The organism is Streptomyces sp. NPDC054757, from assembly GCF_053612185.1.
In genome coordinates this window covers 54,258-76,984 of sequence record NZ_JBSHBW010000009.1, presented here as the reverse complement: position 1 = coordinate 76,984, position 22,727 = coordinate 54,258, and the positions used below count along the sequence as shown (strand labels likewise).

Genomic DNA, 22,727 nt, shown 5'->3' with positions numbered 1-22,727 from the left:
GAGCCGCCCGGACCCGGTCCGGGCGGCCCTGGAGCTCCCCCGCCGGACTCAGTGCCGGGTGATGACGGAGCGGATCCACTTGAGCTGCTGGGAGACCTCGGCGGCCCCCGCGTACTTCGCCCGGTCGGAGCCGAAGAAGACCCCGATGAGCTTCTCGCTGCCGCGCGGGCCGATCGTCATCACCGGGCCTCCGGAGTCACCACCGGCAGGGATCCCGGAGACCTTCTGCGCGCAGAAGTCCGTCCCGCCCGGTACGGCGAACCCCTCGCAGTGCGGGTCGTCCGACCGCAGAACGCGCAGCTTCGACTGCTTGACCACGGGGGACTGACATTTGTTCTCGTCCCCCGTGCAGGTGGCGCCCCACCCGTACTGCTGCACGAGCTGCCCGGGGCGCGCCGCGACCGTGGCGAGCTTCGCCGCCCGGACCTTCATCGGCTGCACCTTGATCAGCATCATGTCGGCCTTCGCGCTGCCCACCCGGCTACCCCGTACGGGATGAACCGTGGCGCCCTTGCGCTCGTCCAGGTTGCCGACGCGGAACGAGATCCGGGAGTCGGCGACCGGCTGCGCCTGCTCGAAGAAGCAGTGCGAGGCGCTGATGATCCACTGCGACGAGACCGCGGTCCCGGTGCACTCCTGCTTGCCGTCGACCACCATCCGTACGGCCCAGGGGGCGTAGGTACTCACCGACCCGCCGATGACGGCGGAGGCCGGTGCGGCTGACACCAGTCCGCCTGCGATCAGCAGCGAGACGGCCAGCAGAAGAACACGCAGACGGTGCACCATCCGAAGCAACTCCCCTCTCTCTGAGGGACCCACGGCTCCAGCGACGCGGGCCCTCGCTCCAGCCGTCTCACGACGGACGACCTTGACCCGTAAGACGCGTCGCGGAGCCGATTCGCCCGGATGCACTCGAAGCTGACACCGAACCGAGACAGGACGGGCGCGGAGCGCGGCTCACCGGGTCAGGGATTCGAGCCGCCGACCAGGTGGACGCGGAACGCGTCCCAGGCGGCGGGCCGGACGCGGATCAGCGGACTCGCCGGGTCTTTGGAGTCGCGTACGGCCACCGCTCCGGGGACATTGCGGGCCACCTCCACGCAGTCAGCGGAACCGGCGCTGTAACTGGACTTCATGAACCGGAAGGACCGCACAGGATCGTTCCCTTCTGGGACAGTGCTGGACGACACTCTCCCAGGAATTCCCGGGTCATAGCGGCGGCTAAACCCAGTGTGGACAGCCCGTCACGGCTTCACGGTCAGAGGGTCGGACCCTCCACGACGTGACGCCGGAACGAATCCCACGCACCGGGACCGACGCAGATCAGAGGCCCCGCCGCGTCCTTCGAGTCCCGCACGGCCACCGTGCCGGGCACGTTCACAGCGACCTCCACGCACTCCTGTCCGGCGTTGCCCCCGCTGAAGCTGGACTTGGCGAACTCGAACGGGGTCACGCGCTACAGCTCCTTGAGGATGCTCTCTACCAGCCTGATCGAATTGCGCTGAGCCAGGCCCAACCGAGTAATCCGCTCGAACAGTTGGCCGTGATGCGCGGAATCAGTATCGCCCTCCAACCACAGCGTGGTCGACGTGGTATCCATGTGCACCACATCGAGCGCACCCGGTTCGGCGAACGAGACGATCGTGAACGCGCTGGTCATCCCCGGATGAGCACCGGCGAGGTAAGGCACCACCTGCAACTTCACGTGGGGCTGTCGTGTCATTTCCAGCAAATGACCGAGCTGTTCGCGCATGACTTCCCGGCCTCCGACGAGTTGCCGCAGACAGCCCTCACCGACGACGGCCCACAGCTCCAGCGGATGTTCTCCCACCAGCCGCGCCTTGCGCGCCATGCGGGACTCGACGAACGGGTCGATCTCGTCGAGGTCGGACCACGAACCGTTGCCCACCGCCAGGGCGCGGGCGTAGTCGGCGGTCTGGAGCAGGCCCGGGATGACAGCAAGCTGCCAGGTACGCACAAGGGTCGCGATGTCTTCCAGCGCCACGTACTCGCCCATCGCCTGGAGCTGCGGGTACTGATTCCACCACCCGTGGGCCTTGCGCCTCTCCCGGTCCGCCCTGGCAAGAGCCAGCAGCCGGTTGACGGCCTCGGGATCATCATTGCCGTACAGATGGCACAACGCCCGGACGTCCGGATCGCGAACCGGCACAAGTCCGCGCTCTATCTTCGCGACCTTGGCGACGGACGCTGTCAGCGCTTCAGCCGCGTGCGACTGGCGAAGGTCACTCGCCTCACGCATACGTAGCAGTTCGCTCCCCAGACGCCGTCCCAGGACGGTGGAGACCGCCCTGCCCCGGTCCGGACTCGTACCTGCCATGTGCCGTCCCTTCCCCGCAATTCGCTTCAGTCTGCTGTCGTCCCAGGCGCAACACAACAAGGGCAGAGAATTTTCTGCCCGAATAACTTGCTGCCCAGCAAGTCACACCGCTACGGTCAGTACGCAACCGCTCGCACAGCGGCGCCAGTTGGCGGAAGTGCACCGCTCCGGCCTGCCCGGTGCGGTACTGCCACCGCCGCACTCGCACGAGGAGGCACGTGTCATGGCCGTACGGCACGACAAGGTCAACTACCCCCCGTACCCGCGCAGCGTGCCCCTGGCCCGCAGACGTGTCGCCTCGCTCGTCGCCGAGTGGGGGCACCCCGAACTCGCGGGCGACGCCGCACTCGTGGCCGGGGAGCTGTGCGGCAACGCCGTGCTGCACGGCTGTCTGCGGGACCGGCTGTTCCGGGTCGAGGTCAGCCTGGACGGCAGGGCCGTACGGATCGCGGTGACCGATCCGCGCGGGGAGCGGCTGCCCGTGCCGCGCAAGGCCGATCCGGACGACCAGTTCGGGCGCGGGCTGCTCATCGTGGAGACGGTCGCGGCCCGTTGGGACGTACAGACCCTGACCGTGGGAAAGGCGGTCTGGGCCGAACTCGACGTTGCCCCCGCCCTCGTACGGACATAGCGCGGCCCCGGACGCACACCGCGTCCGGGGCCCGTTCCGTACGACCGCTCAGGCCGTCGCGCCCTCCGCGTCGGCCTTCACACCGGCCAGCGTCGACTCGATGCCGGTACGCAGCAGGGCCAGCCGGCCGTCGATGATCTGCTCCTCCTGGTCGGGGTGCTTGGCGATGAACGCCTGGAGCGGGCCCTCGGCGGTGCCGAGCCGCATGCCGTGCCGGACGCGGGTGCGGGCGCCGTCCGCGAGCGGCTCCAGCGTGTAGGTCCAGCTGGCCAGGGGGGCGCCGCTCCGCTCCTTGTCGTAGACGACCTCCCACCGGAAGGTGCGGTGCTGTTCCAGCTCCGCGATCCGGCTCACGGTCCTCCACTCGCCAAGACCTTCGTTGCGGTTGTGCCCGGCGAAGCACGCCCCGACGACCGGCCCTTCGGCCCCGTCGAGCCACTCCACCGCCTGGAGCTCGGGGCTGTAACGGGCGGATGTGCTGATGTCCGAGACCAACTCCCACACCCGATCCGGTGCCACGGCGATCTCTATCTCACACTCCACATGGGGACCATCGGCAAGACGCATCGCTCAACCTCTCTCAACTGGGTTGCCGGTCAGCGTAGTCGGGGCGGACAGCGGAAGGCCCCCGGACGCCGATGGCGGATTCCGGGGGCCGTTCAGGCAGCAGTGCCCGCCCGCTAAGCCCAGGTGATCAGCCGCTTCGGCCGCTCCAGGATCGCCGCGATGTCGGCGAGCACCTTGGAGCCGAGTTCGCCGTCGACCAGGCGGTGGTCGAAGGAGAGCGCCAGTGTGGTGACCTGGCGGGGCTTGACCCTGCCCTTGTGGACCCAGGGCTGGAGCTTGATCGCGCCGACCGCGAGGATCGCGGACTCGCCCGGGTTGAGGATCGGGGTGCCGGTGTCGACGCCGAAGACGCCGACGTTGGTGATGGTCACCGTGCCGCCCTGCATCGCGGCGGGGGAGGTCTTGCCCTCGCGGGCGGTGGAGACCAGTTCGCCGAGTGCGCCGGCCAGTTCGGGCAGTGTCTTGGTGTGGGCGTCCTTGATGTTCGGGACGAGCAGACCGCGCGGGGTGGCCGCGGCGATGCCCAGGTTGACGTAGTGCTTCTGGACGATCTCCTGGGTCTCCTCGTCCCAGGCGGAGTTGACCTCCGGGTTCCGCTTGATCGCGACCAGCAGCGCCTTGGCGATGAGGAGCAGCGGGTTGGCCCGCAGTCCCTCGAAGGCCCGGTCGGTCTTCAGCTCGGCGACGAGCTTCATCGTGCGGGTGACGTCGACCGTGACGAACTCGGTGACGTGCGGGGCCGTGAAGGCGCTGCCGACCATCGCCTGCGCGGTGGCCTTCCGTACGCCCTTGACCGGGATACGGGTCTCCCGGGCGTCCGGCGCGGTGAGCACCTCGGCGGCAGCGGGCGGAGCGGCTGCGGCAACCGTGGGCTGCTGCGCGGCCGGGGCCGCGGCCGCGTGCACGTCGTCGCGGGTGATGATCCCGTCCGGGCCGGACGGCGTGACCGTGGCCAGGTCGATGCCGAGGTCCTTGGCGAGCTTGCGGACCGGCGGCTTGGCCAGCGGGCGGGAGACGGTGTGCCCGTTGACCGGCGCGGCGGGCGCTGCGGGCGCGACCGGGGCGGCGGCGGGCGGCGCGTCGTACGTGCCCTCCGGTGCGGCCTCCGGCTCCGGCGCCGCGCTCTTGCGGGCCCGGCGCTTGGTGGACGACTCGGAGACCCCGTACCCGACGAGCACCGGCTGACGGGCCGCGGGCTTCGCCTCCTGGGCGGCCTCCCCGGAATCCCGCGCGGACTCCACCTGCTCCGCCGACTGCTCCTGCTCGGCGGGCTGCTCGATCTGCTGCGGGGCGGCGGCCTGGGCGGCCCCGGCGCCCCCGCCGATCGTGATGATCACCTGGCCGACGTCGACCGTGGTGCCCTCCGGGAAGCGCAGCTCACCCACCACACCGTCGTAGGGGATGGGCAGCTCGACCGCTGCCTTCGCGGTCTCGACCTCGCAGACGACCTGGCCGTCGGTGACGGTGTCGCCGGGTGCGACGTACCACTTGAGGATCTCCGCCTCGGTGAGTCCCTCGCCCACGTCGGGCATCTTGAACTCACGGACCGGAGTCGCGATATCAGTCATGGTCACGGCGCTCCTCAGTACGCAAGCGAGCGGTCGACGGCGTCGAGCACCCGGTCCAGGCCCGGCAGGTACTCGTCCTCCAGGCGCGCCGGCGGATACGGCACGTGGTACCCGCCGACCCGCAGCACCGGGGCCTCCAGGTGGTAGAAGCTCCGCTCGGTGATCCGGGCGGCGATCTCCGCGCCCGCGCCGAGGAAGACCGGGGCCTCGTGCACCACGACCAGCCTGCGCGTCTTCTCCACCGAGGTCTGCACGGTGTCGAAGTCGATCGGGGACATCGACCGCAGATCCACCACCTCGACCGACTTGCCCTCATCGGCCGCGGCAGCCGCCGCCTCCAAGCAGACCTTCACCATCGGCCCGTACGCGGCGAGTGTCAGGTCCGAACCCTCACGGGCCACCTTCGCCTTGTGCAGCGGGTGCGGGATCGCGTCGGTGTCGACCTCGCCCTTGTCCCAGTACCGCCGCTTCGGCTCGAAGAAGATGACCGGGTCGTCGCTCTGGATGGCCTGCTGCATCATCCAGTACGCGTCCGAGGCGTTGGACGGCGAGACGACCTTCAGCCCCGCCACATGCGCGAAGAGCGCCTCGGGCGACTCGCTGTGGTGCTCGACCGCGCCGATGCCGCCGCCGTACGGGATACGGACGACGACCGGCAGCTTGATCTTGCCGAGCGCCCGCGCGTACATCTTCGCCAGCTGCGTGACGATCTGGTCGTACGCGGGAAAGACGAAACCGTCGAACTGGATCTCCACGACCGGCCGGTAACCACGCAGGGCCAGACCGACCGCGGTACCGACGATGCCGGACTCGGCGAGCGGGGTGTCGATGACCCGGTCCTCACCGAAGTCCTTGTGCAGCCCGTCGGTGATACGGAAGACACCACCCAGCTTCCCGACGTCCTCACCCATGATGAGGACCTTCGGATCGGTCTCCAGCGCCGTACGCAGCGACTCGTTGAGCGCCTTCGCGATGCTCATGCTTTTCGCAGCCATGATCAGTTGCCCTCCTCGGCGGAGTCCGCGAAGGACGCCTGATAGGCGGCGAACTGCGCGCGCTCCTCGTCGACGAGCGCGTGGCCGTCGACGTGGGTGTTCTCGAACATGGCCAGCGGGTCGGGGTCGGGCATCGCCCGTACGACCTCCCGCACCCGCTTGCCGAGCGCCTCGCTCTCGCTCTCCAGGCCGGTGAAGAACGCCTCGTCGGCGAACTTCTGCTTCTCCAGATACGCCCTCAGCCGCTGGATCGGGTCCTTGGCCTCCCACGCCTGCCGCTCGTCGTCCGTGCGGTACTTGGTGGGGTCGTCGGACGTGGTGTGCGCGCCCATCCGGTAGGTGTACGCCTCGACCAGCGTGGGGCCCTCGCCCCGGCGGGCCCGCTCCAGGGCCGACCTGGTGACGGCCAGACAGGCGAGTACGTCGTTGCCGTCGACCCGGACGCCGGGGAAGCCGAAGCCCTGGGCGCGCTGGTAGAGCGGCACCCGCATCTGCTTCTCGGTGGGCTCGGAGATCGCCCACTGGTTGTTCTGGCAGAAGAAGACCACCGGGGCGTTGTAGACCGCCGAGAAGGTGAACGCCTCGGCCACGTCGCCCTGGCTGGAGGCGCCGTCGCCGAAGTAGGCGACGACCGCGGAGTCCGCGCCGTCCTTGACGATGCCCATCGCGTAGCCGGTCGCGTGCAGCGTCTGCGAGCCGATGACGATGGTGTACAGGTGGAAGTTGTTGCTGTTGGGGTCCCAGCCGCCGTGGTTCACACCGCGGAACATGCCCAGCAGATTGGTCGGGTCGACGCCGCGGCACCAGGCCACACCGTGCTCCCGGTAGGTCGGGAAGACGTAGTCGTCGTCCCGCAGGGCCCGGCCCGATCCGATCTGGGCGGCCTCCTGGCCGAGCAGCGAGGCCCAGAGGCCCAGCTCGCCCTGGCGCTGGAGTGCGGTGGCCTCCGCGTCGAAGCGGCGCGTCAGGACCATGTCCCGGTACAGGCCGCGCAGCTCTTCGGGCGTGAGATCCACTTCGTACTCGGGGTGCTCGATGCGCTCGCCATCGGGCGTCAGCAGCTGTACGAGCTGGGGCTCGTCAGGCGCCTGCGGCGTCTTGGCTGCGCCGGCTCGCTTGCTGCTGCGTCGCGGCTTGCGCGGCGCGGCAGTGCTCTCCACGGTCACGTGCGTGCTCCTCCGTCGGTCCGGCCCCCGGGGTTGCCGGTAAGGCCAGTGCGGCTCGCCCGAATCCGGATCCCCCGCACGGGGTGGGTGCGATGCGAACCGGGAACAGGCGTGACAGGTGCCCCGGCGAGCACCCTCTCAAAGGCACGTTACCCAGTGCTTCGCGGAACTGCGAAACCCCACTTGACCTGCGATTTTGCTTGGATTTCCAAGTAAATCGAGAAATGGGCGAACAATCACTGGTCACAGCCTTGCAGGCCGCCGGAACAGAGGCACGTTATACCGGGCACCCCGGGCACGGGAAGAGTTCTTGTGGGAAACTGAAAACGTGCCTGAAGATGGAAAAATCAGTGTTTTTCTTGTTGACGACCATGAAGTAGTACGACGCGGTGTTCATGAGCTTCTGGCGATGGAGGACGACATCGAGATCGTCGGCGAGGCGGGCACCGCCGCCGACGCCCTGGCCAGGATCCCCGCCACCCGGCCCGATGTCGCGGTCCTGGACGTACGGCTGCCGGACGGCAGCGGGGTGGAGGTCTGCCGGGAGATCCGCTCCGCCGACGAGAACATCAAATGCCTCATGCTCACCTCGTTCTCCGACGACGAGGCGCTCTTCGACGCGATCATGGCCGGCGCGTCCGGCTACGTACTGAAGGCGATCCGCGGCAGCGAGCTGCTGTCGGCCGTACGGGATGTCGCGGCCGGCAAATCACTGCTCGACCCGGTGGCCACGGCGCGGGTCCTGGAGCGGCTGCGCGACGGTGGCACCAGCAAACGCGACGCCCGGCTGGCGAGCCTCACCGATCAGGAACGGAAGATTCTCGACCTGATCGGCGAGGGTCTGACCAACCGTGTCATCGGCGAACGGCTGCATCTCGCCGAGAAGACGATCAAGAACTATGTCTCCAGCCTGCTCGCCAAACTGGGCATGGAGCGGCGCTCGCAGGCGGCGGCATACGTGGCCCGGATCCAGGCGGGACAGGAGCGGGACGACAGCTGAACCGGGGCCGATGAGCGGGGTCGAGGACCAGGGCCGATGGCCGGGGCCGGGAAACCGGATTCTGTCGGCCCGGAATGGTTTGAAATCTTTCTGAATCGTCCTGTCCGGCCTTATTCGGGACTTACGTCCTCAATCATGGGGCTGCTGTCCTCTTACCGGGGCGGCCCACGGCGCGGACAGTGGAAGCCATGCCCATCGAGGAACAGCGCGCCATCGCCCTGCTCAGCCGCGTGTCGTACGGCCGAGTCGCCGCCAGTATGCGCGCGCTCCCCTTCCTGGCCATCGCCCGGCACATCGTCTCGGACGGCTGCGTGGTCCTGCGGATGCACGCGGGCCACGGGCACCACGAGGCGTGCGCGGGCAGCGTCGTCGCCTACGCGGCCGACAACCTGGCCTCCGGTGACGCGCACATCTGGTCGGTCCAGTTCACCGGAACCGCCGAGCTGACCGCACCGGACGCCGAGGAGATCTCCCGGTTCGAGACCGCCCCCGTCCAGGTCAACGGCGAACCGTACGACGCGGTCTATCTGCGCATCAGGCCGCAGTTCGCCACGCTGGACCGGATGGAGTACAACGCTCCGGAAACAGCCGGAGCCTCTCAGTGATCTAACATCTGGCGAGTGCCGCGCTCATATGCAACACCGCCTGTCGGGGAGGTACTGCGCCGCTACCGGTCCCCCGGTGACGCGCTCTCCTGCGAGCCCGTCGCCCAGGGTCTGCTCAACCGCGGCTACCGGCTGGCCACCACCCAGGGCGACTACTTCCTCAAGCACCACCTCGACGGCGACCCCGCCGCGATCAGCCGCCAGCACCGCGCCACCCAGCGCCTCCAGGTGCTCGGGGTCCCCGTCGCGCCGCCGCTGGCCGACACGGACGGCGACACCGTCACGGTGATCGGCGGGCGCTGCTACGCGCTGCACCCCTGGATCGACGGGCGGCACCGGGAGGGCGCCCAGCTCGGCACGGCCTGCTCCCGGCGGCTCGGCGCCCTGCTCGGACGGGTCCACACCGGTCTCGAACGGGTGATGGAGGCCGAGTCCGCGCCGCCCGCGCACGAGAGCGCCGACCCCGCCGACACCTTCGCGGTCATCGAGGAGCTGCTCTCCCGGCTGGCCCGCAGGCGCTCGGGCCGGGACGCCTTCGACGAGCTCGCCGAGCACCGGCTCCGCGAGCGCCGGGGGCTCCTGGAGCGCCATGCGCACCGCCGCCCGCCGCCGGGCGCCGCGGGCGGCTGGGTGCACGGCGACTTCCATCCGCTGAACCTGCTCTACCGGGGCGCCGAACCGGCCGCGATCATCGACTGGGACCGGCTGGGCGTGAAGCCGCGCGCCGAGGAGGCGGTCAGAGCGGCGGTGATCTTCTTCGTGCAGCCCACCGGCGAGCTGGAGCTGACGAAGGTACGGGCCTATGCGCGCGCCTACCGGCGGGCCGCGTCGGCGGCCCCGGCGGAGCTGGCCGCCGCGGTCCACCGGGTGTGGTGGGAGCGGCTCAACGACTTCTGGACGCTGCGCTGGCGCTACCAGCTGCACGACCGCAGGGCCGACCCGCTGTTCCCGGCGGCATCGGCCCTGGTGGTGTGGTGGACCCGCGAGTACGACGCGGTGCGCGAGGCGTTCTCGGGGTGAGAAGGGGGGCGGACTGCGGGGCCGCGAGGGCCGCTCCGAGCGGTGCTGCCCGCACGCGGGCTCCAAACCCGCTCCGTGCTCCGTCCGGGGCTGCGGTGGCCGCCCCGACGTCAGCCGTCCCGGAGTCAGCCGTCCGCCGTCCCGGAGTCAGCCGCCCGTGACGCCCGTCGACGCGTCGCCCGCTGTGCTCCCCGCGGCGGTGCCGGCCGTGCTCGCGCCGTCCGTGGTGGAGCCGCCGTCCTGGTTGCCGCCGTTCGTCGTCGAGCCGTCCGACGAGCCGCCGCTGCCGCCGTCCGACGACCCGCCGCCGTTCGTCTTGCCGCCCGTCGACGAGGAGCCGCCGTCCGACGACGTACCGCCGTTGTCGGAGCCGCCGTTGGTCTTGCCGCCCGAGGACGAGGACCCGCCGCTGGACGACGTACCGCCGCCCGAGGACGACGGGCTCGGCGGAGGCGTCGACGGCCTGTTGTGCGACGGGGTGTCCGACGGGGTGTACGGAGGCTGGTCGGTGTACTGGCCGCCGCTGGACGAGCCGGGGTCGGTGCTGGTGTCCGGGGACGAGTCGTCCGTCGGGGTGTCGCTCGGCTCGTCGGTCTTGGAGTGCGTGGACGTGGGCGACTTGTCGGTGGTCGTACCGCCGGAGCCCTTGCTGCCGAGCCCGCCGTTCGCGAAGACGATGCCCGCCGCGATGGCGACCACCGCGAGCACGGCCACCACCCAGATCCAGCCACGGCCGCCCCGGCTCCGGCCCTCGCCGTCGTACGAACCGTCGTCCGGGTTCATCGGCGGCAGGATCGGGCCCTGCGAGGTGTCGCCGTGCTGCGGGTGGCCGATCGCCGTGGTGGCCGCCATGCCCATCGCGGGGGTGGCGCCGCCCTCGTGCATCGCGACCGGGCCGGTGTTCCACGTACCCGTGTGGCCGCCCTGCTGCTGGAGCATCTGCAGCGAGTACGCGACCAGCGCCCGCATCTCCTCGGCGCTCTGGAACCGGTCGTCCGGGTCCTTCGCGAGGGAGCGCATCACCAGCCCGTCCAGCTCCGGCGGCACCGCTCCGGCCACCTGCGACGGCGGGACCGGCGCGTCCTGGACGTGCTGGTAGACCACCGAGAGCGGGGTCTCGCCGGTGAACGGCGGCCGCATCGCGAGCAGTTCGTACAGCAGACACCCGGTCGCGTACAGGTCGGAGCGGTGGTCGACGGCCTTGCCGAGCGCCTGCTCCGGGGAGAGGTACTGGGGCGTGCCCATGACCATGCCGGTCTGGGTCATCGTCGACTGCGCGCCGTGCAGGGCGCGGGCGATGCCGAAGTCCATCACCTTGACCGCGCCGCCGTCCGTGATGATCACGTTGGCCGGCTTGATGTCCCGGTGCACGATGCCGTGCTGGTGCGAGTAGGCGAGCGCCTCCAGCACACCGGAGACGATGATCAGCGCCTGCTCGGGCGGCGGGGCCTCGGCGTTGATCAGCAGATCGCGGATGGTGCGGCCCTCGACCAGCTCCATCACGATGTAGGGGACGGTGTTGCCGCCCCAGTGGTCCTCGCCCGAGTCGTACACGGCGACCACGGCGTGGTGGTTGAGGCCCGCGACGGACTGTGCCTCGCGGGTGAACCGGGCCTTGGAGACCGGGTCCTCGGCCAGATCCGACCTGAGCAGCTTCACGGCGACGGTGCGGCCGAGCCGGACGTCCTCGGCCGCGAACACCTCGGCCATGCCGCCGCGGCCGAGACGGTGGGTCAGCCGGTAACGGCCGTCGCCGACGAGTCCGCCGACGCCCCACGACTCCGGCACGTCCGACACCCCGCCGCCGCCTGCATCGGATTCGGGTGCCATCAGTCCTCGCCGTCGTGTTCGGTCCGCGTCAGCGGTGGTACGCGGGTGCTCGGTGGTCCTCGCGGCCCAGTGCTTCGCCACGCTACAGGCTCCAGAGGAGGGCCCGGTCCGGCGATGACCGGCCATCAAACCCGGAAGGGCGTCACCCATGCAAATCCTGCGTCCTTCCGGTAACGCTTACGAGACGCTTGGTACGCGTACGGTCACGGAACGGGCACCCGGCTTGACGTGTCGGTGGCCTCGGGCAGACTTTCCCCGGGGCTTTCCGGAAGGCCCCGGGCGGGGGCCGGTGTGGCCGGGACCCGCAGGCAGTCCGCAGTGCAGAGGTCGCGGGTCATCAGAGGTCGCGGGTAAGAGGTCAAGGGGCTCGGGTCCACACGGACGGCAGGCGAGCGCCACATCGGTACGCAGCGCACCCCAGCGGTGCGCCACAGGGGGAGCCACGCCATGAGCCAGGACGGCGCGCAGGGCCGCTACGCGGGAGATTCGGTCGCCGGAGGGCGCTATCAGCTCCGTGACCTGCTCGGCGAGGGCGGTATGGCGTCGGTGTACCTGGCGTACGACCAGGCGCTCGACCGGCAGGTCGCCATCAAGACCCTCCACACGGAGCTGGGACGCGAGCAGTCGTTCCGCGAGCGGTTCCGGCGCGAGGCACAGGCGGTCGCCAAGCTCTCGCACACCAACATCGTCTCGGTCTTCGACACCGGCGAGGACACCCTCGGCGAAGCGCTGATGCCGTACATCGTCATGGAGTACGTGGAGGGGCAGCCGCTCGGCTCCGTACTCCAGGCGGACATCGCCCAGTACGGCGCGATGCCGGCCGACAAGGCGCTGAAGATCACCGCCGATGTGCTGGCCGCGCTGGACACCAGCCATGAGATGGGCCTGGTCCACCGGGACATCAAGCCGGGCAACGTGATGATGACCAAGCGCGGCGTCGTGAAGGTCATGGACTTCGGCATCGCCCGCGCCATGCAGTCGGGCGTCACGTCGATGACCCAGACCGGCATGGTCGTCGGCACCCCGCAGTACCTCTCGCCGGAGCAGGCGCTCGGCCGCGGCGTCGACGCGCGCTCCGACCTCTACTCGGTCGGCATCATGCTCTTCCAGCTGCTGACGGGACGGCTGCCGTTCGACGCGGACTCGCCGCTGGCGATCGCGTACGCACACGTCCAGGAGGAGCCGGTCGCTCCTTCCTCGCTCAACCGCTCCCTCACACCGGCCGTCGACGCGCTGGTCGCCCGCGCGCTGAAGAAGAACCCGAACGAGCGGTTCCCCTCGGCGGAGTCCATGCGGGACGAGTGTCTACGGGTCATGACGTCGGGCCACACCGGCGCCGCCCCGATGGTCGTCGGAGGCGCCGCCGCGCCGAACAGCGGCTCGGGTGTCGGCTCGGCGGTCTTCCCGCCGGTGGACTCGTCGCTGCCGCAGAGCGGCCAGGTCCAGACGCCCTACCAGCCCGGACCGTACGGGACCCCGTCCCCCGCGTCCTCGTACGGCTACCCCCAGCAGGGCGGATACCAGACCCCGCCGCCGCAGCACGGCTACCAGTCGCCCGCCACTCCGTACGGCGCGCAGCAGTACGGGGTGCAGGGGTCCGGGATGCAGGGGTCCGGGGTCCAGGGGGCCGGGATGCAGACCCCGCCGCCGTACGGTGTTCCGGCCCCGTCGTCGCCCGCCGGGCCGGGCGGCTCCGGGGGGCGGCGGACGCCGATGCTGGTGGGCGCCGTCGTGGTGGCGCTGCTGGCGGTCGGCGGGGTGATCGCGGCGGTCCACTACGGCGGCTCGGACGACAAGGCCGCCGCTGACGGCAAGAAGGACTCCAGTACGTCGGTGAAGGCCGGGCACAAGGGGCCCGAGCGGGACCGGACGATGGAGACCACGGAGTGCTCCGACCCGCCGGCGGGTGTCACGGACCCGGACAAGATCGAGCTGCCCGACTTCACCTTCAAGGACATCCTGTCGGTGAAGGCGTGCGCCCAGGCGGCCGGCTGGCACATCACGACGAAGAAGGAGGCCAGCGGTCAGTGGGGCCAGGACGTCGTCCTGGACCAGTACCCGCTGGCCCACACCAACGTCAGCCCCAAGGACCTCACCATCACGCTCGGGGTCTCGACGGGCGACGCGAACTGAGGCGGCGCGAACTGAGGCGGCGCCCTCGGGTGCGGGCCCCTCGGTCGAAGGCCCCTCGGGTGCGGGCCCCTCGGGGGTGCGGGCTCCTCGGGTGCGGGCCGACCTGTTCGCAGGCTTTCTCAGGCGTAGGCCCATCTGGCCAGAGGCCCGGTACACGTACGGCGTGTGCCGGGCCTTTCGCTATGCCCGGGATGCCGGAATCGTGCTGAGATGTGACGATCTATTCGTCATTCTTTTGCTTTCTGCTGCCGGGCGCTCCGGCAGGAAAGAAGGGGCACCCGGTGATCGGTCTGGTGGCGCTTGCGGTGATGCTGTCCCCGGTATCCACGGACTCGGCGGCGCCGCCACCGGCAGCCGGCGCGGTGGTCACCCAGAGCGCGTCCCCCAGGGCCGCCGTGAGCGGTGCGGCGCTCGCACCCCCACCGGGAACCGCGGCGGGTGCCGACGCGGGGGTCATCGCGGGGAACACGACCGGGGACCCGGCCGCCGACCCCGCCGGCATCGCGGGTGCGGCGGACGGGGCGGGGACCGGGCCCACCGAAACCGACGGCTCCCCGGGCAAGGGGGCCCAGGCGGGCAGCGCTCCGGGCGCGGGCGGGGGCACCGGCAGGGGGCCCGGAGGCCCCTGGGGCACGCCCCCCGGGACGGGCGGACCCGAACCGTCCGGCACCGTGCCCGGCACCGCCACCCCGGGCACCATCACTTCGGGCAGCGGCGCGGCGGGCGCCCCCAAGGACCCCTCGGCACACCCCTCACTGGCGGGTGCCCCCGCCGGGCAGGGCCGTCCACGGCCCGGCAGGGAACCGGGCGCCTCACCCTCCCCTTCCGGCGGACCGGACCCCGCCGCCCACCCGAGCGCCACGGCACGGGCCGGCCACCTCTCCGTACCGGTCCACCGCCCGACCGGCCGGCACCCGATGACGCGGGGCCACGACGACAACGGGCAGGTACGGGAGCACACGGCGCGGGCGGACAGCACCGCCCCGACAGCCCACACGGACACCACGGATCCCACGGATCCCACCGCCAAGAACATGGAGGCGGCGGCCGACCGCGCCACCCAGCAGACCGCTTCGGACACCTCCGCTCTCGCGCTGCACGTGGGGGCCCTGGGCGCCGGACTCGCCCTGGTCGGCCTCGGTCTGGGCTTCCTGGGGCTGCGACTGCGCCGGCCGTAGGAGGCCGCGTCCGGCTCACCGGGAGGCCCGCCGGGGTTTGCCTTTGACGACATACTCGGTATACATACTGAGTATGTCGATCCGTCACGGCCTACTGGCCCTCCTGGAGCGTGGCCCCCGCTACGGCTCTCAGCTCCGTACCGAATTCGAGTCCAGGACCGGCTCCACCTGGCCGCTCAACGTCGGGCAGGTCTATACGACACTCGCCCGTCTTGAGCGCGACGGCATGGTGGTGCAGGACTCCGAGGACGGCGCGGGCCACACGCTGTACGCCATCACCGACGCCGGCCGGGAGGAACTCCACAGCTGGTACGAGGCCCCCGTCGACCGCACCAGTCCGGCCCGTGACGAACTGGCCATCAAGCTGGCGATGGCCGTCGGGGCGCCCGGCGTCGACATCCGCGCGGTCATCCAGTTGCAGCGCGGCCACACGGTCAAGGCGATGCAGGACTACACCCGGCTGAAGGCCCGCGCCCTGGAGAACGACCCGGCCAACCGTGACGAGGTGGCCTGGCTGCTCGTACTGGAACAGCTGATCTTCCAGGCGGAGGCGGAGGCCCGCTGGCTCGACCACTGCGAGTCCCGTCTGGTTCGCCTGGCAGCCGCGGCACAGACGGAGCCCGCCCCGGCCGCAGCACGCAGACCCCGCGCGAGGCCCCGCTCAAAGTCCGGCCGCTGAACCGCTGCTGACGGCCCGTTCGAACTGCCCATGACGGCCCGTTCGGGCATCCGCAGGGCGCTGTTCGGGCACCGGAGACGCCCGGCCGGGCAGGCGCAGCCAGGCCGTCCGGGACCGGCCACCCGGCCCACCCGGCAGACCGGCCACCGTCCATCCGGCCGGCCACCACGCCCATGCGGCCGGACACCCGGCCCCTGTGGCCGGCCACCACGGTCCATCCGGTCACCCGGCCCGGCCACCACCGCCCGTCCGGCGCCGTCCGAGAGCGCACGCCACCGTCCACCCGGCGCCGACCGACCACCGCCCGGCCGCCCAACCGCCCATCCCGCCGACCGACCACCGCACGCACCAAGGGGGGACCCCGTGTCCACACAGACCACCGCACCACCCGTACTGGAGCTCAGAGAACTCACCCGCACCCACGGCAGCGGCATCGCCGAGGTGCACGCCCTGCGCGGGGTGAACCTCACCGTCCGCGCGGGTGAACTCGTCGCCGTCATGGGCCCGTCGGGCTCCGGCAAGTCCACCCTTCTCACGCTGGCCGGCGGCCTGGACACCGCGAGCACCGGCCAAGTGATCATCGAGGGGCAGGACATCACCGCCCTCAGCCGCAAGCGGCTCGCCGCGCTCCGCCGCCGCAGCGTCGGGTACGTCTTCCAGGACTACAACCTCATCCCGGCCCTCACCGCGGCCGAGAACATCGCCCTGCCGCGCGAACTGGACGGCATATCCGTCCGCAAGGCCCGCGCGGAGGCCAGGGAGGCGCTCGACGCGATGAAACTCACCGAGGTCGCCGACCGCTTCCCGGACGAGATGTCAGGCGGCCAGCAGCAGCGCGTGGCCATCGCCCGCGCCCTCGTCGGCGACCGGCGGCTGGTACTCGCCGACGAGCCGACCGGCGCCCTGGACTCCGAGACCGGCGAGACGGTGCTGGCCCTGCTGCGCACCCGCTGCGACGCGGGCGCGGCGGGCGTCATGGTCACCCATGAACCCCGGTACGCGGCCTGGGCGGACCGCGTGGTGTTCCTGCGGGACGGCTCGGTCGTCGACCAGACCCTCAGGGCGGACGCCGATTCGCTGCTCACGGCCGAGGGCACCAGGTGAGCGTCTTCAAGGGCCGGCGCGCGGCCCTCCGAATCGCCCGCAGGGACGCACTGCGGGCCAAGGGCCGCAGCGCCCTGGTCGTCGCCATGATCGCGCTGCCGGTGCTGGGCGTCACCGCGGCGGACATCACGTACCGCAGTGCCGTCTCGACGCCGTCGGAGAGGCTGACCTCCACGATGGGCGCGGCCGACGCCCTGTTCAGCGATCCGGGACTCGACGGCCGCCCGATCGAGCAACTGCCGCAGGCCGACTCGTACATGCCGGCCGACACCAAGTCCGGCGGTACGTCCGCCGCGCGCACCACCGCGCACAGCGGTCCTTCGGACCTGACCGCCGCGCTCCCCCGGGGCGCACGCACCATCACCAAGCAGGACGTGCTGGCGACCGTCACCACCCGCTACGGCATCAAGACCGACGAGATCACCGAGCTGGACACCGCGGACCCCATGGTCCGCGGCATGGTCAGCCTGCTGCGCGGTACGTACCCGAAGGCGGACAGCGACCTGGTCGCCACCGACGCCTTCCTCAAGTCGGCCGGACTGCACGTCGGTTCGCACACCACGGTCCGGGGCCTCGACAAGACCTTCACGATCACCGGCGCCGTCGAAGTACCCTCCGGGCTGAAGGAGAGCTTCCTGTACGTGCGGCCGGGTGCCCTCATCAAGCCCTGGCAGCGGGCCGCCGCGGCCGACCACGGCGTCACACCTCCCGACCCCGGGGACCCCGCCCTGCTCGTCAAGGCCGCCGGGGCATCCGGGGTGAGCTGGCAGGACGTCCTGGCGGCCAACAAGCACGGCGTGCTGGTCGAGTCCCGCCGCGTCGTGCTCGACCCGCCACCGGACTCCGAGGTCCCGGCCGCCGCCCAGCTCAGTGTCGGCGGATCGGGGCACGAACTGGAGCTGACCGCGGCGCTGGCGACCGTCGTCGCCATGGCGATGCTGGAGATCGTGCTGCTGGCAGGCCCCGCCTTCGCGGTCGGCGCGCGCCGCTCACGGCGCCAGCTCGGCCTGGTCGGCACCTGCGGCGGCGACCGGCGGCACATCCGCTCCATCGTGCTCGCCGGGGGAGCGGTGCTGGGCGCCGGGGGCGCCGTGGCCGGTACCGCCGCCGGTCTCGTCCTGACGATCGCCCTGCGTCCCCTGATCGAGGGGTGGGCGGGCAAGCGCTTCGGCAGCATCGACATCCGGCCCTGGGAACTGCTGGCCATCGCGGCGATCGGCCTGGTCACCGGGGTACTGGCAGCGCTGGCTCCGGCCATCGTGGCGGGCCGGCAGCCGGTCGTCGAGTCGCTGACGGGCCGGCGCGGGGTGCGCCGCTCTTCACGGGTGCTGCCGGTGCTCGGCGTCGTCGCCATCCTGGCCGGTGGCGCCGTGGCGGTCCTGGGCGGACTCAAGGGGCACGCGATGGCGGCCGCCGCGGGCTCGGTCGTGGCGGAACTCGGCGTGCTCGCCTGCACTCCGGTGATCGTGGGATCGCTCGGCCGGCTGGGCCGCTTCTTCCCGCTCGCCCCACGGCTCGCCCTGCGCGACGCGGCCCGCAACCGGGGCCGTACCGCCCCGGCCGTCGCCGCGGTGATGGCCGCGGTCGCGGGCACCGTGGCCATCGCGACGTACAGCGCGAGCTCCCAGGCCGAGCAGGCGTACAACGCCCACCACTCCCTGCCGCCCGGTGTCATCACGCTCAACGCCGACATCTACCGGGAGCACGCCAACCCGGCGAAGGCACTGGAACTGGCCCGCGGCCTCGCCCGGCGCGACCTGCCGGTGCAGGGCGCCCCCGCCACCATCAGCCGCATATGGGCGGGCAGCGACTGCGCCGCGTTCCCGGACGCGGACACCGCTGCCTGTGGCACGCTCACCATGCCGAAGCCCAAGGCCAACATCTGTCCGTTGCAGGCAGCCGGGGGCAAGGAGCTGGCGGCCAGGCTCTCCGCGGCCGAGCACAAGCAGCTGGTGAACTCACCGAAGTGCAAGGACGCCGAGTACGCGGACACCGCCTTCGACAACGACGCGGAGATCGTCGTCGGCGACAGCGCGACGCTGCGCCTCTACGCCGGGCTGACCGACCCGGCCGCCACCAGGGCGCTGGCAGCCGGCACCCCCGTACTCCTCAACAACGCGTACGCCGGGTCCGACGGAAAGGTCACCCTGAAGGCCGTCCACCGCTACCTCCCCGAGGACAAGGCGAACCGCGCACGGCACCCCGGGAAGGCCAGGACGACCGTCAGCCGCCTCGCGGTCTACCGGGCGGCCGACCGGTTCGCGGCCACCCCCGGGATCCGCCTGGTCATGCCGCAGGCCGCCGCCGACCGCCTCGGCCTGCACACCGGCCCGGACGTCTCCGTCTACCGGGTCGCACGCCCGCCGACCGATGCCGAGAAGCAGCGTTTCAGCGACGAGATGTCCCAGGCCGGCAACGTCGCCTTCCTCTCCCAGAACGAGAAGCCGGAGAACAACGACACCACCCTGCTGATCCTGGCGCTGTTCTCCGGTGTCGTGACGCTGGGCGCCGCGGCCATCACCACGGGCCTGGCGAAGGCCGACGCGGAGGCCGATCTGACGACCCTGAGCGCCATCGGCGCCCCGCCCGGCGTACGGCGCACGCTCAGCGGCTTCCAGTGCGCGGTGGTCGCGGGGGCGGGGGTGCTGCTCGGTACCGCGGCGGGCGTGATACCGGCCGTCGCGGTGCGGCTCACGGACCTCAAGAGGGCGCTGGACCAGATGCGGGCGCACCCGATGGACTCCGCGTACACCCCGATCGAGCTGCCGTGGGAGACCATCGGCATCCTCGTGGTGGCCGTACCGGTCCTGGCCGGTCTGCTGGCCGCGGGCCTCACCCGGTCCCGGCTGGTGCTGGCCCGGCGGGCCGGCTGATGCGGCGCCGCACGGTGGATCAACCCGGAACGGGGGCAGAACCCCTCATGGAGTACGTGTGCGAGACAATGTCGGCATGGAGATGCCGAGGAGTGAACGGTCGGAACAGCCGGAGGAGCACCCCAAGGTCCTCATCGTGGGACAGGACGGGATGGCGCTCGGCGGCGGGGCCGGCGGTGACGACGAGTCGCGCGAGGTCCCAGTGACGGAAATGGTGGAACAGCCCGCCAAGGTCATGCGCATCGGCAGCATGATCAAACAGCTCCTGGAGGAAGTCAGGGCGGCCCCTCTCGACGAGGCGAGCCGGGTCCGGCTCAAGGACATCCACGCCTCGTCCGTGAAGGAGCTGGAGGACGGCCTGGCCCCCGAGCTGGTGGAGGAGCTGGAGCGCCTCTCGCTGCCCTTCACCAACGAGGCCATCCCGTCGGAGGCGGAACTGCGCATCGCGCAGGCGCAGCTGGTGGGCTGGCTGGAGGGTCTGTTCCACGGCATCCAGACGGCGCTGTTCGCCCAGCAGATGGCGGCGCGGGCCCAGCTGGAGCAGATGCGGCGGGCGCTTCCGCCCGGCGTGGCCGGCCCCGAGGACGAGGACGTGGAAGGCGGCCACGGGGCGATCCGCTCGGGGCCGTACCTGTGAGTTCAGGGCCGTACGTCTGGGGTCAGGCCACCACGGACTTCCTGCCCGTACGTCTGAGGTCAGGCCACCACGGACTTCCTGCCCGTACGTCTGAGGTCAGGCCACCACGGACTTCCTGCCCGTACGTCTGAGGTCAGGCCCGTACCTCCACGTTCCGGCCTGTACGTCTGGGTTCCCGCCCGTACCTCTACGTTCCTGCCCGTCGCTCCTTCCCGTGCCCGAACTCGGCGGCGGGCGGCGGGCCCGGAGGCCCGGCATCCTGCTCGCTGCGGGATGCCGGGCCTCCGCCGTGTGCCGGTGGCTGCCGCGGCTCGCGCCGCACCCACGCCTGACGGTTTCGGCGGGTGGCCGAACACCCCCTTCCGCTTGGTGAGAGGGTGGAGCGCGAAAGCCAACCCCCACGAAGACGGGACGCGGACATGCAGGCCGTACGCAGCAGTACTGTCGAAATTCCGACCCAGGACGGCACGGCGGACGCGTATTTCGTCCACCCCGATGACGACGGGCGTCACCCCGCTGTGCTGCTCTACCAGGACGCGTTCGGGCCGCGCCCGGCGCTCAACGCGATGGCCGACCGGCTGGCCGCTGAGGGATACGCGGTCCTGGTGCCCAATGTTTTCTACCGCCAGGGCCCCGCCCCGGTGGTCCCGCTGCCCGAGCACATCGACCACGACAACCGTGGCCCGCTGATCGCCGGAGTGATGCCGCTGATGCAGGGCCTGACACCGGACCTGGTGGTCTCCGACGCGCACGCCTATCTCGGCTGGCTCGCCGACTGCCCCCAGGCCACCGACGGGCCGGTCGGCATCACCGGCTACTGCATGGGCGCCCGGCTCGCCCTGTACACCGCGGGCTCCTACCCGGACCGGGTGGCCGCGCTCGGTGGTTTCCACGGCGGCCGTCTCGCCACCGACCAGCCCGACAGCCCCCACCTCGCGGCCGCCACCATGACGGCGGAGGTGTACTTCGGCCACGCCGATCAGGACGCGTCGATGCCGCCCGAGCAGCAGGAGCTCCTGGAGAAGACACTCACCGAAGCCGGTGTCACCCACCGCTGCGAGGTGTACCAGGGCGCGGGCCACGGTTACACCCAGTCCGACACCTCCGATTTCGACTCCGAGGCGACGGAGCGTCACTGGACCGCTCTGCTGGACCTGTTCGGCCGGACCCTGCACGGCTGACGACTCTCGTCCGTGCCCCGGCGACGCGACGGCGCGGGCGGCTCTCGCGGCCTCCCCCGCCGACCCGTCAGTAGTCCGGCCAGGACGGGCGGTGGTCATCGCCTGGTACGTGGACCGCTCGCGGCTTCCGCGGGAACCATCGCTTCACCGTGCGAGCGATGCGCCCGGCTGGAGCTGCCGGTTCAGCCGGGCGGAGAGGGACGATCACGGGGATGCGGGGAGGGATGGGCCTGGTCCGGGTGCTGAAAACGGGCTCGTACGGTTGCCGGGGGGCAGCGCGGTTGTAGCGGCGCGGCGTCCTGATGGGCAGGCCGGCGCGTGTGCGGCCAACCGGGCGGTGGGCGGCCCGGGGTCCCCCTCGTACGCCTGAGGTGGTGCCGACGACCTGCTCTCTCACGAAGGCCCGGTCCGCAGTCCCGACGTCGGCCACCGGAGCAGGGGCGCCATCTGGCTGTCCGTCCGGTGGGGCGTCGAGGAACCGGATCGTGAAGTTCACGGGCGGGCTCTGCGCCGCTCGCAGGCAGTCCCATACCTGCTGCCAGCGCCGGACACCGGCCGGCTCGACGTTCAGCGCCTCCATGAACGCCGTGAGGTGGGCGCGTGAGGGAACGGCCTCGCCCCTCAGAATGACGCTCAGACTGCTCTTGGGCAGACGGTGGCGCTTCCCGTCAGCAGTCTTGCCCGCCGCCCTCTGCAGCTCCGCCAGAGACGGCTGGCCTTCCCTGACGCGCATCTCGACCATGACGCGCCGTAACGTGGCGAAGCTGTCGACCACGTCGGGCCGCGTCGCTACGGAGTTCAGCATGGAGCGCACCGACGATGCCAGGGCGGTGTTCTCGGCGGTCCCGGCGGTCCCGGTGTTCTCGGCGGCCCCGGTGTTCCGGGTGTTCCCGGTGTTCCCGGCAGTCCCTGCGTTCTGAAAGGCCGGCGAGTGGGCCGAGCCCCGCTGTTCGGCACTGCGCGCGGCCTTCCACAGCCACAGCGCCTGCCCGACATCGGCCTCGCACGCTCTCACATAGACGAGCACCAGCCGGCGGGACGGGACCGTGCGGCCGCTGGCGCCGCGCGACAGCATCGAAGCACTGAACTGGTGACCGGTCAGCTTGGCCATTGCCGCGTAGGTGACGCCTCGGCGCTCGCGCTGGGCACGTAGCCACAGCGCGAGCGCTTCGGACTGCCGGGTCGATGCGGCAACGGCGTTCTCACGCCGTCCCATGCGGCT

Annotated in this window: 21 protein-coding genes; 11 read left to right on the top strand and 10 right to left on the bottom strand. The window is 71.3% G+C overall.

From position 1 onward, the window contains the following. Window positions 1-48: 48 nt before the first annotated feature. From ACWGKJ_RS13935 to ACWGKJ_RS13920, 4 genes are all read right to left on the bottom strand, one after another. On the bottom strand, window positions 49-786 hold the full coding sequence (locus ACWGKJ_RS13935) for a S1 family peptidase (RefSeq protein ID WP_385019541.1): 738 nt from the start codon (window positions 784-786) through the stop codon (window positions 49-51). Between the two features lie 179 nt (window positions 787-965). Then, window positions 966-1,136, bottom strand: a complete 171-nt coding sequence (locus ACWGKJ_RS13930) for a DUF397 domain-containing protein (RefSeq protein ID WP_385019543.1) — start codon at window positions 1,134-1,136, stop codon at window positions 966-968. Between the two features lie 122 nt (window positions 1,137-1,258). After that, window positions 1,259-1,453 carry a DUF397 domain-containing protein gene (locus tag ACWGKJ_RS13925; RefSeq protein WP_385019545.1) on the bottom strand — a complete coding sequence of 65 codons (195 nt, stop codon included), beginning with the start codon at window positions 1,451-1,453 and terminating at the stop codon, window positions 1,259-1,261. Between the two features lie 3 nt (window positions 1,454-1,456). Continuing rightward, complete coding sequence (locus ACWGKJ_RS13920; RefSeq protein WP_385019547.1) at window positions 1,457-2,338, bottom strand: helix-turn-helix domain-containing protein; 882 nt, start codon at window positions 2,336-2,338, stop codon at window positions 1,457-1,459. 223 nt (window positions 2,339-2,561) lie between these two features. Here ACWGKJ_RS13920 and ACWGKJ_RS13915 point away from each other — a divergent pair, with 223 nt between their 5' ends. Further along, entirely contained in the window at window positions 2,562-2,969 is a 408-nt protein-coding gene (locus ACWGKJ_RS13915) for an ATP-binding protein (protein WP_385019549.1), read from the top strand. A gap of 48 nt (window positions 2,970-3,017) precedes the next feature. On the opposite strand, the gene ACWGKJ_RS13910 is transcribed toward ACWGKJ_RS13915, so the two are convergent. From ACWGKJ_RS13910 to pdhA, 4 genes are all read right to left on the bottom strand, one after another. Further along, window positions 3,018-3,512, bottom strand: a complete 495-nt coding sequence (locus tag ACWGKJ_RS13910; RefSeq protein ID WP_385019551.1) for an SRPBCC family protein — start codon at window positions 3,510-3,512, stop codon at window positions 3,018-3,020. Window positions 3,513-3,649: 137 nt separating this feature from the next. After that, on the bottom strand, window positions 3,650-5,104 hold the full coding sequence (locus tag ACWGKJ_RS13905; protein WP_385019553.1) for a dihydrolipoamide acetyltransferase family protein: 1,455 nt from the start codon (window positions 5,102-5,104) through the stop codon (window positions 3,650-3,652). Window positions 5,105-5,118: 14 nt separating this feature from the next. Beyond that, entirely contained in the window at window positions 5,119-6,099 is a 981-nt protein-coding gene (locus ACWGKJ_RS13900; RefSeq protein WP_385019555.1) for an alpha-ketoacid dehydrogenase subunit beta, read from the bottom strand. Window positions 6,100-6,101: 2 nt separating this feature from the next. Continuing rightward, entirely contained in the window at window positions 6,102-7,265 is a 1,164-nt protein-coding gene (gene pdhA / locus ACWGKJ_RS13895; protein WP_385019557.1) for a pyruvate dehydrogenase (acetyl-transferring) E1 component subunit alpha, read from the bottom strand. Between the two features lie 328 nt (window positions 7,266-7,593). Here pdhA and ACWGKJ_RS13890 point away from each other — a divergent pair, with 328 nt between their 5' ends. From ACWGKJ_RS13890 to ACWGKJ_RS13880, 3 genes are all read left to right on the top strand, one after another. Next, a complete protein-coding gene (locus tag ACWGKJ_RS13890) occupies window positions 7,594-8,265 on the top strand; it encodes a response regulator (protein ID WP_385019559.1) in 672 nt (223 codons plus the stop codon). A 188-nt stretch (window positions 8,266-8,453) separates the two neighbouring features. Further along, window positions 8,454-8,870, top strand: coding sequence for a pyridoxamine 5'-phosphate oxidase family protein (locus tag ACWGKJ_RS13885; RefSeq protein ID WP_385019561.1), 417 nt, complete (start codon window positions 8,454-8,456; stop codon window positions 8,868-8,870). A gap of 15 nt (window positions 8,871-8,885) precedes the next feature. Next, window positions 8,886-9,890, top strand: coding sequence for a phosphotransferase (locus ACWGKJ_RS13880; protein ID WP_385019563.1), 1,005 nt, complete (start codon window positions 8,886-8,888; stop codon window positions 9,888-9,890). Between the two features lie 147 nt (window positions 9,891-10,037). Here ACWGKJ_RS13880 and ACWGKJ_RS13875 read toward each other — a convergent pair whose 3' ends face one another. Continuing rightward, on the bottom strand, window positions 10,038-11,720 hold the full coding sequence (locus ACWGKJ_RS13875; protein ID WP_385019565.1) for a protein kinase domain-containing protein: 1,683 nt from the start codon (window positions 11,718-11,720) through the stop codon (window positions 10,038-10,040). A 447-nt stretch (window positions 11,721-12,167) separates the two neighbouring features. Between ACWGKJ_RS13875 and ACWGKJ_RS13870 the strand changes: the two genes are divergently transcribed. From ACWGKJ_RS13870 to ACWGKJ_RS13840, 7 genes are all read left to right on the top strand, one after another. Further along, complete coding sequence (locus ACWGKJ_RS13870; RefSeq protein ID WP_385019567.1) at window positions 12,168-13,853, top strand: protein kinase domain-containing protein; 1,686 nt, start codon at window positions 12,168-12,170, stop codon at window positions 13,851-13,853. Between the two features lie 281 nt (window positions 13,854-14,134). Further along, a complete protein-coding gene (locus ACWGKJ_RS13865) occupies window positions 14,135-15,031 on the top strand; it encodes a hypothetical protein (RefSeq protein ID WP_385019569.1) in 897 nt (298 codons plus the stop codon). Between the two features lie 73 nt (window positions 15,032-15,104). Then, a complete protein-coding gene (locus tag ACWGKJ_RS13860) occupies window positions 15,105-15,710 on the top strand; it encodes a PadR family transcriptional regulator (protein ID WP_385019571.1) in 606 nt (201 codons plus the stop codon). A 363-nt stretch (window positions 15,711-16,073) separates the two neighbouring features. Next, complete coding sequence (locus tag ACWGKJ_RS13855; protein WP_385019573.1) at window positions 16,074-16,814, top strand: ABC transporter ATP-binding protein; 741 nt, start codon at window positions 16,074-16,076, stop codon at window positions 16,812-16,814. After that, window positions 16,811-19,687, top strand: a complete 2,877-nt coding sequence (locus ACWGKJ_RS13850) for an FtsX-like permease family protein (RefSeq protein ID WP_385019575.1) — start codon at window positions 16,811-16,813, stop codon at window positions 19,685-19,687. Before ACWGKJ_RS13855 ends, ACWGKJ_RS13850 begins: the two co-directional genes overlap by 4 nt. 76 nt (window positions 19,688-19,763) lie before the next feature. Further along, a complete protein-coding gene (locus tag ACWGKJ_RS13845) occupies window positions 19,764-20,324 on the top strand; it encodes a bacterial proteasome activator family protein (protein ID WP_385019649.1) in 561 nt (186 codons plus the stop codon). A gap of 419 nt (window positions 20,325-20,743) precedes the next feature. Then, complete coding sequence (locus tag ACWGKJ_RS13840; protein ID WP_385019577.1) at window positions 20,744-21,505, top strand: dienelactone hydrolase family protein; 762 nt, start codon at window positions 20,744-20,746, stop codon at window positions 21,503-21,505. A gap of 67 nt (window positions 21,506-21,572) precedes the next feature. Here the strand turns inward: ACWGKJ_RS13840 and ACWGKJ_RS13835 are convergent, their stop codons facing one another. Continuing rightward, window positions 21,573-22,721, bottom strand: a complete 1,149-nt coding sequence (locus ACWGKJ_RS13835; RefSeq protein WP_385019579.1) for a helix-turn-helix domain-containing protein — start codon at window positions 22,719-22,721, stop codon at window positions 21,573-21,575. Between the last annotated feature and the right edge of the window lie 6 nt (window positions 22,722-22,727).